Source organism: Pseudomonas sp. Fl4BN1 (genome assembly GCF_009908285.1).
Taxonomy (GTDB): Bacteria; Pseudomonadota; Gammaproteobacteria; order Pseudomonadales; family Pseudomonadaceae; genus Aquipseudomonas.
Genome location: NZ_JAAARM010000007.1, coordinates 78,167 through 93,117, shown reverse-complemented (window position 1 = coordinate 93,117; position 14,951 = coordinate 78,167). Strand labels below are relative to the sequence as shown.

General features: G+C 65.4%; 14 protein-coding genes. 7 read left to right on the top strand and 7 right to left on the bottom strand.

The annotated features are described in order from the left end of the window. Window positions 1–17: 17 nt before the first annotated feature. From GV818_RS10245 to GV818_RS10220, 6 genes are read right to left on the bottom strand one after another with little or no spacing between them, the layout of a single operon-like run. Window positions 18–386 carry a Na+/H+ antiporter subunit G gene (locus GV818_RS10245; RefSeq protein ID WP_161758215.1) on the bottom strand — a complete coding sequence of 123 codons (369 nt, stop codon included), beginning with the start codon at window positions 384–386 and terminating at the stop codon, window positions 18–20. Next, entirely contained in the window at window positions 383–661 is a 279-nt protein-coding gene (locus GV818_RS10240) for a K+/H+ antiporter subunit F (protein ID WP_016962858.1), read from the bottom strand. The genes GV818_RS10245 and GV818_RS10240 overlap by 4 nt, the downstream gene beginning before the upstream one ends. Then, window positions 658–1,146 carry a Na+/H+ antiporter subunit E gene (locus GV818_RS10235; RefSeq protein WP_161758216.1) on the bottom strand — a complete coding sequence of 163 codons (489 nt, stop codon included), beginning with the start codon at window positions 1,144–1,146 and terminating at the stop codon, window positions 658–660. Before GV818_RS10235 ends, GV818_RS10240 begins: the two co-directional genes overlap by 4 nt. Continuing rightward, a complete protein-coding gene (locus GV818_RS10230) occupies window positions 1,143–2,831 on the bottom strand; it encodes a monovalent cation/H+ antiporter subunit D (protein ID WP_161776483.1) in 1,689 nt (562 codons plus the stop codon). The genes GV818_RS10235 and GV818_RS10230 overlap by 4 nt, the downstream gene beginning before the upstream one ends. Continuing rightward, the gene (locus GV818_RS10225; RefSeq protein WP_159898144.1) at window positions 2,828–3,172 is read right to left on the bottom strand and encodes a Na+/H+ antiporter subunit C; all 345 of its coding nucleotides are present in this window, start codon (window positions 3,170–3,172) and stop codon (window positions 2,828–2,830) included. The genes GV818_RS10230 and GV818_RS10225 overlap by 4 nt, the downstream gene beginning before the upstream one ends. Further along, window positions 3,172–6,090, bottom strand: a complete 2,919-nt coding sequence (locus tag GV818_RS10220; protein ID WP_161758218.1) for a monovalent cation/H+ antiporter subunit A — start codon at window positions 6,088–6,090, stop codon at window positions 3,172–3,174. The genes GV818_RS10225 and GV818_RS10220 overlap by 1 nt, the downstream gene beginning before the upstream one ends. 223 nt (window positions 6,091–6,313) lie before the next feature. Here GV818_RS10220 and GV818_RS10215 point away from each other — a divergent pair, with 223 nt between their 5' ends. Further along, window positions 6,314–6,649 carry a hypothetical protein gene (locus GV818_RS10215; RefSeq protein ID WP_161776482.1) on the top strand — a complete coding sequence of 112 codons (336 nt, stop codon included), beginning with the start codon at window positions 6,314–6,316 and terminating at the stop codon, window positions 6,647–6,649. Between the two features lie 147 nt (window positions 6,650–6,796). On the opposite strand, the gene GV818_RS10210 is transcribed toward GV818_RS10215, so the two are convergent. After that, window positions 6,797–7,804 (bottom strand): DMT family transporter, encoded by a 1,008-nt coding sequence (locus GV818_RS10210; protein WP_161776481.1) that lies wholly within the window; start codon window positions 7,802–7,804, stop codon window positions 6,797–6,799. Between GV818_RS10210 and GV818_RS10205 the strand changes: the two genes are divergently transcribed. From GV818_RS10205 to GV818_RS10180, 6 genes are all read left to right on the top strand, one after another. Continuing rightward, a complete protein-coding gene (locus GV818_RS10205; protein ID WP_161776480.1) occupies window positions 7,799–8,362 on the top strand; it encodes a helix-turn-helix domain-containing protein in 564 nt (187 codons plus the stop codon). The genes GV818_RS10210 and GV818_RS10205 overlap by 6 nt on opposite strands. 200 nt (window positions 8,363–8,562) lie before the next feature. Next, window positions 8,563–9,765, top strand: coding sequence for an SfnB family sulfur acquisition oxidoreductase (locus GV818_RS10200; RefSeq protein ID WP_161758222.1), 1,203 nt, complete (start codon window positions 8,563–8,565; stop codon window positions 9,763–9,765). Window positions 9,766–9,776: 11 nt separating this feature from the next. Further along, window positions 9,777–10,247: an acyl-CoA dehydrogenase gene (locus GV818_RS10195; protein ID WP_161758223.1), complete on the top strand. Its 471-nt coding sequence runs from the start codon at window positions 9,777–9,779 to the stop codon at window positions 10,245–10,247. Then, complete coding sequence (locus GV818_RS10190) at window positions 10,247–11,650, top strand: LLM class flavin-dependent oxidoreductase (protein ID WP_161776479.1); 1,404 nt, start codon at window positions 10,247–10,249, stop codon at window positions 11,648–11,650. Before GV818_RS10195 ends, GV818_RS10190 begins: the two co-directional genes overlap by 1 nt. Before the next feature lie 213 nt (window positions 11,651–11,863). Further along, window positions 11,864–12,850 carry an AMP-binding protein gene (locus GV818_RS10185; protein WP_161776478.1) on the top strand — a complete coding sequence of 329 codons (987 nt, stop codon included), beginning with the start codon at window positions 11,864–11,866 and terminating at the stop codon, window positions 12,848–12,850. 314 nt (window positions 12,851–13,164) lie between these two features. Beyond that, window positions 13,165–14,601 carry an FAD/NAD(P)-binding protein gene (locus GV818_RS10180; RefSeq protein WP_161776477.1) on the top strand — a complete coding sequence of 479 codons (1,437 nt, stop codon included), beginning with the start codon at window positions 13,165–13,167 and terminating at the stop codon, window positions 14,599–14,601. Window positions 14,602–14,951: the final 350 nt, after the last annotated feature.

Sequence of the window (14,951 nt, the reverse complement as noted above, 5' to 3'; positions counted from 1 at the left end):
ACGCTTGGCGGGCGTGGCTAATTGCCGGTCTCGTTGCGTTTGCTGCTGATTTCCGCCGGCACATCGTCGCCGGCCATGCGCTTGCGGAACAGCGCTGCCCGGGCCAGCAGCAGGGTGGTCACCGGCACGGTGATCGACAGCAGGATGGGGATCAGCCAGGCGTGCAGTACCAGCTCCGACTTGAGTGTCGAGAAGTACAGGATCGAGGCCAGGGCCACGCTCCAGGAGCCCATGGTCGAGGCCAGAGCCGGTGGGTGCATGCGCTGGAAGTAACTCTTCATGCGCAGGATGCCCAGGGCGCCGATCAGCGCGAAGACGCTGCTGATCACCAGCAGCAGGGCCACCAGGATCTCCACCCACAACGGCAGTTGTTCCAGGCTGTTCATTCGATCACCTCGCCACGCAGGAGGAATTTGGCCAGGGCAAACGAGCCGACAAAGCCGAACAGGGCGATCAGCAGCGCCGCCTCGAAATAGGTGTCACTGGCATAACGGATGCCCAGTACCAGCATCATCAGCATCGCCAGGATGTACAGGTAATCCAGGGCCAGGACCCGGTCCTGGGCCGAGGGGCCCTTGAACAGGCGCACCAGGGTCAGGACCATGGCCAGGGAAAACAGGAACAGGCTCAGCAGGATCGCGTTGGTCAACAGGACGCTCATTCGAAAATCTCCATCAGCGGCCGCTCGTACGTGGCCTTGAAGTGCTGGATGAATTGCGCCTCGTCCTGCAGGTCGAAGACGTGCAGCAACAGCAGGCTGCGGTCCAGGGACAGCTCGGACCAGACCGTGCCCGGCACCACCGTGGTGATGGTGGACAGCGCCGCCAGGCCGTTGGCGTCCCGCAGGTCGAGGGGGATCTTGACGAAGGCCGAGTGCACCGGGCGCCGGCTGTCATTGAGCACGCCCCAGGCCACCAGCAGGTTCGACACCAGCACATCGCGGCCCACCAGCAGGAACAGGCGCAGGATGGTGCCGGGGCGGCGGATGCGGATCGGCAGCGGCCGCAGCGGGCGCATCAGCAGCGGCGCGAGAAAGCCCAGCAGAGCGCCCAGCAGCAGGTTGCCCGGGCTCACGGAGAGGTTCAGCACCAGCCACAGCAGCCACAGCGCCAGGGACAGGAAGGGGGCGGGAAACAGGCGCTTCATGGTTGCACCTCCAGCACGGTGGCGGCCTTGGCTTCAGGGCTGAGTACGGTACGGGTGCCGAGCACCGCCATCACGTAATGCTCCGGGTGGTTGAGGCTGTCGGCGGTGGCCTGGGTGAAGCGCAGCAGCGGCTCGGCCTTGATGCTGAGCAGCACGCAGAGCCCCAGCAGCGCCACGATCGGCACGCACTCCAGACGCCGCAGCACCGGCGACGGGCGTTCCTCCGGGGTCCAGAAACGCTGGATACCCAAGCGTGCAAAGGCGATCAGCGACGCCAGGCCGGAGAGGATCAACAGCGCCAGGAAGCACCAGGCCGCCACCGAGATCGGTGTGCCATCGCTGACGCCCAGGCCCAGCGGGTTGAGCAGGGCGGCAATCAGGTTGAGCTTGCCGATGAAACCCGACAGCGGCGGCATGCCGATGATCAGCAAGGCGCAGGCAATGAAGCTCAAGCCGAGGAAGGCCATGGTCCAGGGAATCACCTGGCCCACTACGACCTTCTGTTCGTCATCCAGGTTGCTGCCCCGCGGTGGATGCAGCGACTCCAGCGGCCGCGGCAGGACCTCGCCTTCGTCTTCCAGGGGAATCTCGTTGGCCGAGCGCGAGCGCTCGATCAGCTCCGCCAGCAGGAACAGTGCACACAGCGCCAGGGTCGAGCTGAACAGGTAGAACAACGCCGCGCCGGTAAGGGCTGGCTGGGCGAAGCCGATCACCGAGATCAGGATCCCCGCCGAGACCAGGATGCTCAGGCTGGCCATGCGTTCCAGGCGCTGGGCGGGGAGAATCGCCAGGGCCGCGCAGAACATCGTTGCCATGCCGCCGTACACCAGCCACTGGCTACCGAAGTAGGCCGAGGCTCCGGCCTGCCCGGAGAACAGCAGGGTCCACAGGCGCAGCACGGTATACACCCCGACCTTGGTCATGACGGCGAACAGGGCCGCCACCGGGGCACTGGCCGAGGAATAGGCCGGCACCAGCCAGAAGTTCAGCGGCCACATCCCGGCCTTGGCCAGGAAGGCGATGGCCAGGATCGCGGTACCGGCGTGCAGCAGGCCGCGGTCGGCTTCCGGCACCAGGGGGATCTTCATCGCCAGGTCGGCCATGTTCAGGGTCCCGGTCACGCCATAGATCATCGCCGTGCCGATCAGGAACAGCGAAGAAGCCACAAGGTTGATGGTGACGTAGTGCAGCCCGGAGGATACCCGCGCTCGTCCCGAACCGTGCAGCATCAGGCCGTAGGAGGCCGCCAGCAGCACCTCGAAGAACACGAACAGGTTGAACAGGTCGGCGGTCAGGAAGGCCCCGTAGAGGCCCATCAGCTGGATCTGGAACAACGCGTGGAAGCTGGCCCCGGCGCCGTCCCAGCGGGCCATGGCGAACAGCAGCGCGCTGACCCCGATGATCCCGGTGAGCACCATCATCAGCGCCGACAGGCGATCCACCACCAGGACGATGCCGAAGGGCACTTGCCAGTTGCTCGGCAGGTACACGCCAAAGGAGCCGGTGGCGCCCTGGACCTGGGTCCAGTACAGCAGGTAGCAGGCCAGCCCCAGCCCCAAAAGACTGGAGAACAGGTTGATCCGGGCCTTGAGCGGGCGGTGTTTCTCGCCCAGCAGCAACATGATCGCCGCGGTCAACAGCGGCAGGAGGATGGGGGCAACTATCAGATGGGACAACGCACTCATTCCTTGGGCTCCCGGCCGTCGACGTGGTCAGTGCCGGTCAGGCCCCGGGAGGCCAGCAGCACCACCAGGAACAATGCGGTCATGGCGAAGCTGATGACGATGGCGGTGAGTACCAGTGCCTGGGGCAGGGGGTCGGTGTAGTGCAGCAGGTCCTGGGGTACGCCGTCCTTGATGATCGGCTCCTTGCCGATGAACAGGCTGCCCATGCTGAAGATGAACAGGTTGACCGCGTAGGACAGCAGGCACAGGCCCATCACCACCTGGAAGGTCCGCGGCCGCAGCACCAGCCAGACGCCGGATGCGGCCAGCACACCAATGGCGATTGCAATGACTTCTTCCATCAGGCGGCTCCGCTCTTGATCAGGGATTTGGACTGGCTGGCGGGCTTGTGGGCCCGCACCGACTGGTGCGCCAGTGCCGTGAGAATCAGCAGGGTCGCGCCCAGCACCACGGCAAACACACCGATGTCGAAGAACAGTGCGCTGGCCAGGTGAATGTCACCGAACAGCGGCAGGTCCAGGTGCAGGGTGTGGGTGGTGAGGAACGGATAACCCCAGGCCAGGGCGCCGAGCCCGGTGGCCAGGGCAAACAGCAACCCGGTGCCCATCCAGCGCAGCGGCCGCAGGCTCATTTGCGCCTCGACCCACTGGGTGCCGGCCACCATGTACTGGAGAATGAACGCCACCGACATCACCAGCCCGGCGACGAAACCGCCGCCCGGCAGGTTATGCCCACGCATGAACAGGTAGAAGGACACCACCAGGGCAATCGGCAGCAGCAGGCGCACCAGCACCGCGGGCACCATCATGAAGCCCAGGGCGGTGTCGCTGGCCTGGCGTGGGTTGACCAGGTCGGTGACCACGTCAGGCGCCAGCAGGCGCTGCTGGGCCGGCAACTGCATGCTTTCCTTGGGCGGGCGGAAGCGCCGCAGCAGGGCGAACACGGTCAGGGCCACCGCTGCCAGCACGGTGATCTCGCCCAGGGTGTCGAAGCTGCGGAAGTCCACCAGGGTCACGTTGACCACATTGGTGCCGCCGCCTTCAGGCAGCGCACGGCTGAGGTAGAACGAGGAAATATCGTTGGGGGTCGGGCGGGTCAGCATGGCGTAGGACAGCACGGCCATGCCCAGGCCGACGGCAATCGACAGGCACAAGTCGCGCAGGCGCCGGATACGTGCCTTGGGCACACTGCTGGGCAACGGCGAGACGTCTTCGATCCGGCGCGGCAGCCAGCGCAGGCCGAGCAGGATCAGCACCGTGGTCACCACTTCCACCACCAACTGGGTCAGGGCCAGGTCCGGTGCGGAGAACCAGACGAAGGTCACGCAGGTCATCAGCCCGCAGACGCTGACCATGGTCAGGGCGGCGAGACGGTGGTACTTGGCCTGCCAGGCGGCGCCCAGGGCGCAGGCAATGGCCAGCAGCCAGAAGGTCACAAAGACGATGGAACCGGGGATCTTCGGCCGGTCGCCCCAGGTCAGCTGGCTGTAGAGCATGGGGATCAGTCCGGCGATCACCGCCGCCAGCACCAGCAGGAACAACTGGGTCTGCAGGCGCTTGGTGCTCAGTCGGCGTTCCAGGCGCCGCGCCAGGCGCATCATGCCCACCAGGCTGCGTTCGAACAGGCGCTTGCCGTTGAGGCGGCCGACTCCCGGCGGGAAGGCGAAGCGACCCCGCACCAGCGGCTTGCGCAGCAACAGGTAGAGGAGGATGCCGCAGGCCATGGCAATCAGGCTCATGATCATGGGCGCATTCAGGCCGTGCCAGATCGCCAGGCTGTATTCCGGCAGGGTGCCACCCACCACCGGCAGGGCCGCGGCGGCCAGTGACGGGCCGATGATCTGCGCCGGGAAAATCCCCACCAGCAGGCAGGTGAACACCAGCAGTTCCACCGGCGCGCGCATCCAGCGTGGCGGCTCGTGCGGGGTGTGCGGCAGGTCAGTGGCCGGCTCGCCGAAGAATACGTCGACGGTAAAGCGCAGGGCATAGGCGACGCTGAAGGTCCCGGCGATGGTGGCGATCACCGGCAGGGCGGTTTCCACCCAGGCGGTGGAGTTGATGAACACCGTTTCGGCGAAGAACATCTCCTTGGACAAGAAGCCGTTGAGCAGCGGTACACCGGCCATGGAGGCACTGGCGACCATGGCCAGGGTCGCGGTAAAGGGCATCAGCTTGATCAGGCCGTTGAGCTTGCGGATATCGCGGCTGCCGCTTTCGTGGTCGATGATCCCCGCAGCCATGAACAGCGAGGCCTTGAAGGTGGCGTGGTTGAGAATGTGGAACACGGCCGCCACCGCCGCCAGGGGGCTGTTGAGGCCCAGCAGCAGGGTAATCAGGCCCAGGTGACTGATGGTGGAGTAGGCCAGCAAGCCCTTGAGGTCGTTCTGGAACATCGCGCAATAAGCGCCCAGCACCAGGGTGCAGGCGCCGGCGCCGCTGACCATCCAGAACCATTCATCACTGCCCGACAGCGATGGCCACAGGCGGGCCAGGAGAAATACCCCGGCCTTGACCATGGTCGCGGAGTGCAGGTAGGCCGAAACCGGTGTCGGTGCGGCCATGGCGTGGGGGAGCCAGAAGTGGAAGGGAAATTGTGCGCTTTTGCTCAAGGCGCCGAGCAGTATCAGAGGAAGCAGGACAGGGTAGAGGGCATGGGCCCTGATCTTGTCGCCGGCAGCTAATACCTGATCCAGGTCGTAGCTGCCGACCACATGGCCGAGCAGCATGACCCCCGCCAGCAGGCAGAGTCCTCCTGCGCCGGTCACCATCAGCGCCATGTAGGCGCCGCGGCGGGCGTCGGAGCGGTGGTGCCAATAGCCGATCAGCAGGAAGGAGAAGAGGCTGGTCAACTCCCAGAAGAACACCATCTGGATCAGGTTGCCGGAGATCACCAGGCCAAGCATGGCCCCCATGAACGCCAGGAAGAAGGCGAAGAAGCGCGGCACCGGATCTTCCGGCGACATGTAGTAGCGCGCGTACAGCGACACCAGGGTGCCGATCCCCAGTACCAGCAGCGAGAACAGCCAGGCGAAACCGTCCAGGCGCAGCACAAAGTTCACCCCCAGGCTCGGCAGCCAGGTGAACTCCTCGCGGATGACCCCTCCATCGGCGATCTGCGGGTACAGCAACGCCACCTGAATGGTGCCAATCAATGCCACCAGGCCGGCCAGCAGCGATTCGGTGTTACGTGCGTTGTGCGGCAACAGGGCCGCCAGACAGCTGCCTACGAACGGCAGAAGCAGTAGAACTATCAGGGACATAGGCTTCTAATCTGCGGAAAAGTATGAGGCATAATACGTGCCAGGCTCTGGATCACCAACCGCCAAGCGCAGCTAGGCCTTCATAAGAAATGTTACATGCGCTTTCAAAGGTAGGAGACAAATGCCCAATGCGCCCACTTACCGGGAGCTGTGGGGCAAATGTCCTGCCCAAGACAACCCGCTACAAGGATCGCTGACGGTGCACCTCATTCAAGGATCGACCATGGCTCGGATTATTCGACGTGTATGTTTCGCGTTGCTGTTCACCTGTTTCGGCGCGGCGCTGGGGCTCGGACTGGAGTATTTTCTCAACCGTCCCGAGATGCTCAAGACCCGCCAGGCCCTGGTCATCGAAGGCCCGTTGGGGGATGACCGCAGCTACGTGCTGCCGCCGGGCACGGTGCTCTACTTCGACCACGCCTTTGCCGAGGGGCACATGCTCTACCACGCCTATTTCTATTATCACGGCGAGCCCGAAAACGACCGGGTGCTACTGGAACCCAAGCACAAGGGCTCGCTGACCGTGCCCACCTGGCTCTACGGCCCCGAGTCCCTGTAGGCGCTGGCATCCAAGCCCGCCTTCGCCGGCAAGCCGGCTCCTACAGTCCCCACAACTATCCCTGCCAGCCGTAGGAGCTGGCTTGCCAGCGAAAGGGCCCTCAAGACCACCCTCACCAGCAAGCCGGCCCCTACCGCGGGCCGGTGCTCAGGACTCCAGCGCCTCGCCGCTCGGTTGCCCGGCTTCTGCCTTGGGTTTCCATTCGCTGATGATCACCGCCAGCACGATCAAGGCGCCGCCCAGCAATGCCAGCCCCGGCAGGCGTTCGCCGACGATCCGCCCGATCACTCCGGCCCACACCGGTTCACCGGCGTAGATCAGGGTGGCGCGGGTCGGCGAGACGCTTCTCTGCGCCCAGTTCATCGCCACCTGGATCGCCGCGCTGGCGGCGCCCAGGCCCAGGGCGCTGGCCAGCAGCAGCCAGGAAAACCCCGGCAGCGCCTCGCCGGTCGGTCCCACCACGGCAAAGGCCAGGAGCGAGGTGACGGCCAGTTGCACCACGGTGACCCGGCGCACATCCACGCGCCCGGCGAAACTGCTGATCATGATGATCTCGGCGGCTATCGCCACGGTGCTGATCAGGGTGGCGATCTCCCCCGGGCTGAAGTCCAGGGAGGCGCCGTTGGGCCCGGACAGCAGCATCAACCCAGTGAATGCCAGCATGATGCCGATGCTCGGCAGCAGGCCAGGGCGCTTGCCCATGAACAGCCATTGCAGCAACGGCACGAAGGGCACATACAACGCGGTGATGAACGCCGACTGGCTGCTGGGGATGCTTTGCAGGCCTACCGTCTGCAGGCCATAGCCGAGCATGATGGCGGTACCGATAAAACTGCCGGCGCGCAGCTCGAACAGGGTTAGGCCGCGCAGGTGGCGCAGGGAAAACAGGGTGACGATGCAGGCCGCCGCGGCGAAGCGCAGGCCGACGAAGAACATCGGCCCGCTGACGGTCATGGCCTGTTGCACCAGGTAGAAGGTGCCGCCCCAGATCATGGTGATCAGCACCAGCACGGCTTCGGCCTTGCTGAGTTTGAACTGCAATCCGCGGGAGGGTCTGGACGTCATGGCCTTGCGTGCTACCTGAGGGGGACGCACAATGCGCCGGAAGTTGGGCAGTATACTGCGCAGGCCTGGAGAGTGAGCAATATAGTGCACAAAGAAAACAGCCAGCGGGCTTCGGTCCTGCAACACGTCAGCCTCAATGTGCGGCGCCTGCGCCATGCCGCGGGCCTGAGCCAGAGCGCCCTGGCGGAAAAGTCCGATGTCAGCCGGCGAATGCTGGTGGCCATCGAAGCGGGGGAAAAGAATGTCAGCCTCGGCACCCTGGACCGGGTGGCCGAAGCCCTGGATGTGGCCTTCAGCGACCTGATCCAGGCCCCCGGTTCCCCGGACCCGAGCCGTATCAACGAACTGGCCTGGGCCGGTGTCATTCCCGGTAGCAAGGCGGTACTGCTGGCCAAGGCCGAGGCCCGGCGCGAAGTGGAACTCTGGGAGTGGCAACTGGAGCCGGGGGAGATCTACCGTTCGGAATGCGACGCCCAGGGCTGGAGCGAGCAGATCTATGTCTTCGAAGGCTGCCTGACGGTGTTCTTCGGCGACAGCGAGCGGCGTTTGCAAAGCGGTGAGTTCTTCATGTTCGCCAGCCATGTGCCCCACGGCTATCGCAATGACGGTAGCGAAGCCACGCGCTTCGTACGCAACGTGGTGATCTGAGGGCGAGGCTCGGTGGCTACTGTTGGCCCAGCAACAGTGATTGAACATTTTGCTGGTTTTCAGTTGATGTCGATTATTTGAATTGTTTTATAACTGATTGAAATAGAAGCATTTAAGTCGTTGGCTCGACTCCTGCAACGCTGCTGACAGGAACCCCTCCACGGGTGTTCATCTTGATCTTCAGGAAGCGGAGTCGGCCCATGACAGCCCCAGCTCAACCCCCATTCAGTGCCCATATCATCCGCAGTGATGCCGAGGCGATCAGCGTTGCCCGGGCGCTGGCCCAGCGCTTCGCGGTGGAGGCGGCGGTACGCGATCGCGAACGGCGCCTGCCGCTGGCGGAACTCGACGAATTCTCCGCCAGCGGCCTGTGGGGCATCACCATTCCCCGGGCCTACGGCGGTGCCGGAGTGTCCTATGTGACCCTGGTGGAGGTGATCAAGCTGATCTCCGCCGCCGACCCCTCCCTGGGCCAGTTGCCGCAGAACCACCTGGGGGTGGTGGACATCCTGCTGCAGACCGCCAGCGAGGAGCAGAAGCGCCATTACTTCGCCAAGGTGCTGCAGGGTCAGCGCTTCGGCAATGCGTTTTCCGAAGCCGGCAGCAAGCACGTCGGGGCCTTCGAGACGCAGATCCGTTTTACCGGCGACCAGGCGCAAATCGACGGTGAGAAGTTCTACTGCACCGGCGCCTTGTTTGCCCACATCGTTCCGGCGGTGGCGGTGGATGAGCACAACCAGGCCCACATTGCCTTTATTGAACGGGACAACCCCGGGTTGACGGTGATCGACAGCTGGGACGGTTTCGGCCAGCGCACCACCGCCAGCGGCGGCGTCAGCCTCAAGGCCGTACAGGTACCGCGCAGCGCGGTGATCCCGGCCCACCGGGCATTCGAGCAGCCCACCGCCGATGGTCCGATTTCGCAGATCATCCAGGCCGCGGTGGACACGGGCATCGCCGTCGCCGCCCTGGAAGACGCCAAGCAGCATGCCCGGCAATCCCGGCCGTGGATCGACAGCGGCCTGGATCATGGCTGGCAGGACCCGTTCACGATCGCCGCCATCGGCGATCTGGAATGGCGGGTTCATGGCACCGAAGCGGTGCTCGCCAAGGCCGCCCGGGCCATCGAGCAGGCCCTGGTCAATGCCAATGAGGACAGTGTCGCCCAGGCCTCGATAGTGGTGGCCCAGGCCAAGGTGTTGTCGGCGGAAAGCGCCTTGCTGGCAGCCAGCAAGCTGTTCGAGCTGGCCGGCACCCGTTCGGTGGCGGGCAAGTACAACCTCGACCGGCACTGGCGCAATGCGCGAACTCACACCCTGCATGATCCGGTCCGTTGGAAATATCACCTGATCGGCAACTTCCTGCTCAACGGCGTCAAGCCGGCCCGTCACGCCTGGAACTGAAGGAATCGGACATGAATGCATTGATCCACGCTCAAGCCCACAGCCCCCAGGCCGCCCTGGCCAGCAGCGCCGACGATCTACAACGAGCCCGCGGGCTGTTGCAGCGCAGCCTGGACTTCATCCGTGAGCAGGCACAGCCCTGGGCCGCCAGTGGCCTGGCCAAGGCCAGTGACGACCCTTATGTGATCAGTCGCTTTGGCGACCTGCAGGTCCGTATCGAAGTGGCGGCGGCCCTGCAAGAGCGGGCTGAGCTGCAGTTGGCAGAGGATCAGGAGCCGGCCGAGGTTAGCATCGCCCTGGCAGAAGCGGCGATTGCTGCTGCCGAGGCACTGCTGGCGGCCGCCAACGCCGAGTTCGAGCTCACCGGGCAGCGCACCCCGCAGCCGCCAACCGTGCAAGACCCGTTGCGCTGGAAGTACCAAGTGATCGGCAACTACCGCCTCAACGGCGTGCTCCCCCAGGGTCTCGGGAGTGCGGTGTGATGCCTCGTGAAATTCGCCTGAATGCGTTTGACATGAACTGTGTCGGTCACCAGTCGCCGGGGCTCTGGGCCCATCCTCGCGACCGCTCCTGGCAGTACAAGGACCTGGAGTACTGGACCGACCTGGCCAAGATCCTCGAGCGGGGCAAGTTCGACGGACTGTTCATCGCCGATGTGCTGGGCATCTACGACGTCTACCACGGCAATGGCGACGCGGCGATCCGCCAGGCGACCCAGGTCCCGGTGAACGATCCGCTGCAATTGATCCCGCCCATGGCCTTGGTCACCGAGCACCTGGGTTTTGGCCTGACGGCGTCGCTGTCTTTCGAACACCCGTATCCGTTCGCCCGGCGCCTGTCGACCCTGGATCATCTGACCAAGGGCCGCGCCGGCTGGAACATTGTCACCTCGTATCTGGAGAGCGGGGCGAAGAACCTCGGCCAGCAAGCCCAGATTGAACACGATGCGCGCTATGACTATGCCGAGGAGTACCTGGAGGTCTGCTACAAACTCTGGGAAGGCAGTTGGGAAGACGGCGCGGTCCTGCGTGACCGGGAGCGGCGGATCTTCAGCGACCCGAGCAAGATCCACGAGATCCGCCACGTCGGCAAACACTTCCAGGTGCCGGGGATTCACTTGTGCGAACCCTCGCCGCAACGCACCCCGCTGCTCTACCAGGCCGGGGCGTCGAGCCGCGGCAAGCAGTTCGCCGCCGAGCACGCCGAATGCGTGTTCGTCGCCGCGCCCTCCAAGGTGCTGCTGAAGAAGACCGTGGCCGACATTCGCCGGCGCGCCGCCGAGGCTGGGCGCGATCCGTCGAAGATCCTGGTCTTCAACCTGCAGACGGTGATTCTTGGCGAGACCGATGCCCAGGCCAAGGCCAAGTTCGAGGAGTACAAATCCTGGGTCAGCTACGAAGGCGCCATGGCGCTGATCTGTGGCTGGACCGGCATCGACTTCAGCCGCTTCAAGCCTGATGAACCCCTCAGGCACGTGCACACCAACGCTATCCAGTCGGCGGTGGACGCCTTCTCCACAGCGGACCCGAACAAGGTCTGGACGCCCCATGAGCTGGCCGACTGGGTTGGCATCGGTGGCTTTGGCCCACTGTTTGTCGGCAGCCCGGAGACTGTGTCGGACCTGCTTCAGGAATGGGTCGAAGAGACCGACGTCGACGGCTTCAACCTGGCCTACGCGTTGACCCACGAAACCTTTATCGACGCAGTGGAGCTGTTGGTGCCCGAGCTGCAAAAGCGTGGCGTCTACAAAACCGACTACGCCCCGGGCACTCTGCGGGAGAAGCTCTTCGGCGCTGCGCCACGGCTGCCCGAGAGCCACCCCGGCAGCGCTTGGCGCAACCTTGGCGGACAACGCCAGGAGGCGCATAAACGTGCATCTGCCTGACGGCCCTGCCTGCGAGCGACGCTTGCAACTGGCGCTGCGGTGTATTGGACAACGTATCCAGTGAGGCGCCGGTGCAGATGGGGGCTTGCCAGCGTAGAGGCTTGGTGAAGTCGCCTGCGCCGGCAAGTACGCTCCTACCGTGGGCGATCAGCTCGATGTTCATTTTCAGCCAGCGGAACACCGCACGCTTTGCCAAGCCCGCGAGGTTGCTCCATGAGCGTGCAGCTACTCAAACCGCCGTCGACTGCGGATTCGCCGCAACCACAGGCCCTGCTCCAGCTACCTGGAGCCCTGGAGCAATTGCACCATTGGGCCCAGGTCAGCCCGTTGCACAACGCCCTGCGCCACAAGCGCCACGGTCACTGGTACGCCTGGCGCTGGATCGACGCGTTGCGCGATGTTGAGCGCCTGGCCGACGGCCTGCACCAGCAGGGTTTCAATCAGCATTCGCGGCTGGCCCTGAGCGCGCTGTTCGAGCCTGACCTGTTGCTGCTGGCCCTGGCCGCCCTGAGCATCGGTGGCAAAGTTCTGAGCATCGACCATGAGCTGGGCCCCGAGGCTTTGCACCAGGCTCTGTGGCGCCTGCGGCCGACCCACGCGCTGGTCGATTCGCGCCAGCAGGTGTTGCGCTGGCTGGCTGCCGGAGAACGCTGCATGGCCCCGCAACTGTTGATCGCTCGGCAGGCCCAGCCGCGCCTTCCTGCGACTTCATCCGGGCGGCTGCGGGTCTTCAGCGAGTTGCTGCAGACCCGTGAAACGCCTCGGCGCCAGACCTGCTGGCGACACCCGATCGGCGCTGCACAGCTGTGGAGCGAGGAGGGCACGGAGTGGCAGGGCGGCTTGGCGGTGCTGTTGGAGCAGTGGCTGAGCAGCGGTCACAGCCTGGCCTTCCCCGAGGCCCGCCGCTCGGCCTGTCGCGACCGCCGCGACGTAGCCCCCAGCGGCCTGCTGCTTTCGCCCCAGCGCCTGCAACACCTGGCGAACCAGATCGAGCGCCGCCTGGCGCCTGCGGACAATTGGCGGCGGCGCCTGTGGGAGTGGGGCATCGCACATTCCCATCGCACCCTGCCAAGGCTGCTCATACAGCCCGTGCGCCGTCTGTTGGGCTTTCAGCGCCTGCAGTTCATCTGGCAACCGCCGTCCAGCCCACAGCCCACAGTCCCGGCCTGGGTCAGCGCATTCAAACGGAACATTGCATGACCCGGGTCGAGTCGATCCTTCACGGCGCCGCCCTTTGCCCTGGTCGCCAGCGCAGGGGCGCTGAGCAAGCGTCCTACTTTGGTACCGGTTGCTGAACCGTCCATGGTTTTGGCGCTTATTATCGTCCCGGCGATTTTCAGAGCGTCGCCCAGCTCAAGCACGGGGTGAGCCGCGCTTTATGTGGGCCAAGCGACGGATTGATCTGGCGCTCAAATGCGTTTCCCGTGCCTACTTGCCGGGCAGCGCCGAGCCACGATGGGGTCGGAGCGACCTGCACGACTTTTACCTGGGTAAACACTGACCGTGAGCATTCCATGAGCCAAACCGACGTTGCACAGGCAAACCCTGCCACCCGTGATGCCGAGGTTCTGATCGTCGGTGGTGGCCTCAGTGGCGCCTTGCTGGCGGCGCAACTGCTGCGTCTGCCGGGCCGGCGGCGGATCCTGGTGATCGAGTCGCGCAGTGAGCTGGGGCGTGGCGAGGCCTACAGCGCCGTGGAGCTTGGGCATACCTTGAACGGCAATGCCGCGCGCATGAGCGTCGACCCGGACAATCCCGATGACCTGACTCATTGGCTCACCCAGCATATCGCCGCTGGAGGCTGGCCCGAGTCGGACCGCCAGCATGTGCCAGTCAGTCAGCTGTTTGCGCCCCGCGGGCTGTTTGGCGTGTACGTCCAGCAGCGGCTGGCCGAAGCCCGGGAGCAGGGCCGGGCCCGGGGTTCCTCGGTGACCCATGTGCAGGGCGAAGCGGTGGACCTGGAGATCGACCGCGACGGCGCGCGGCTGAGCCTCGCGGATGGCCGGCAACTGCGCGGCGCCGTGGCGGTGCTGGCCACCGGCATGTTCCCCGCGGCGCGTACCCCGCAGACCCGCTCCAGCGGCCTGAATGCTGCAGCGCTGGACCTCTGGGATGTAGCCGCCATGGCCGCTCTTGACCCCCAGGCGCGGGTGCTGATCATCGGCTCCGGGCTGACCATGGTGGACGCCGTGGTGTCCCTGGAGCAGGCCGGGCATCGCGGGCCGATCGAGGTGTTTTCCCGCCATGGGCTACTGCCCCACGTGCGCCGCCAGCCCCCGGCCTGGGAGGACTTTCTCGCCGCCGACCTGAGCATCCGCAGCCCCCGGCAACTGCTGCGGGCGCTGCGCCAGCAATGCCACGCGGCCCAGGCCCAAGGCATCGACTGGCAGGCGCCGCTGGACACGGTGCGGGTGCATATCGGGCGCTTGTGGAGCCAGGCCACGGATGTTCAGCGGCGCCAGTTCGTGCGCCATGTGCGGCCGTGGTGGGAGAGCCATCACCATCGCTCGCCGCCCCTGAGCGCGGAACTGGTGGCGCGGCTGCATGGGCAAGGGCGCTTGCGGATTCATGCCGGGTCCTACCAGGGGCTTGAGCCGAGCGAAGACGGAGGGCTGGCGATCCGCCTGCGGTATCGGGGCAGCCAGGAGAGCGTGCGCCTGGCGGGTGATGCCCTGATCAACTCCAGCGGCATCGAATACGACTGGCGCCGGGTAGCGCGGCCCTTGCCCCGGCAACTGCTGGCCCGTGGCCTGGTCACGCCCGGGCCTTTGGCCCTGGGCATCAGCGCCGCTGCCGATGGCGCCGTGCACGACGCCCGGGGCCAGGCATCCGCGCGTCTGTTCGCCCTGGGCCCGCCCTTGCGTGGCATGTGGTGGGAAAGCACCGCGGTCACCGACGTGGCCCTGCAAGCCAAGGCCCTGGCCGCACGTCTGGCCGCGCTCCCCCTGTAACCCCACCGCGATATCTCTGCCAGCCGTAGGAGCTGGCTTGCCAGCGAAGAGGCCCGCAAGATCGCCTTCGCCGGCAAGCCGGCTCCTACAGACCCCCGCAATATCTCTGCCAACCGTAGGAGCTGGCTTGCCAGCGAAGAGGCCCGCAAGATCGCCTTCGCCGGCAAGCCGGCTCCTACAGACCCCCGCGATATCTCTGCCAGCCGTAGGAGCTGGCTTGCCAGCGAAGAGGCCCGCAAGACCGCCTTCGCCGGCAAGCCGGCTCCTACAGAACCTCCGCGATATCTCTGCCAGCCGTAGGAGCTGGCTTGCCAGCGAAGGGGCCCGCAAGACCGCCTTCGCCGGCAAGC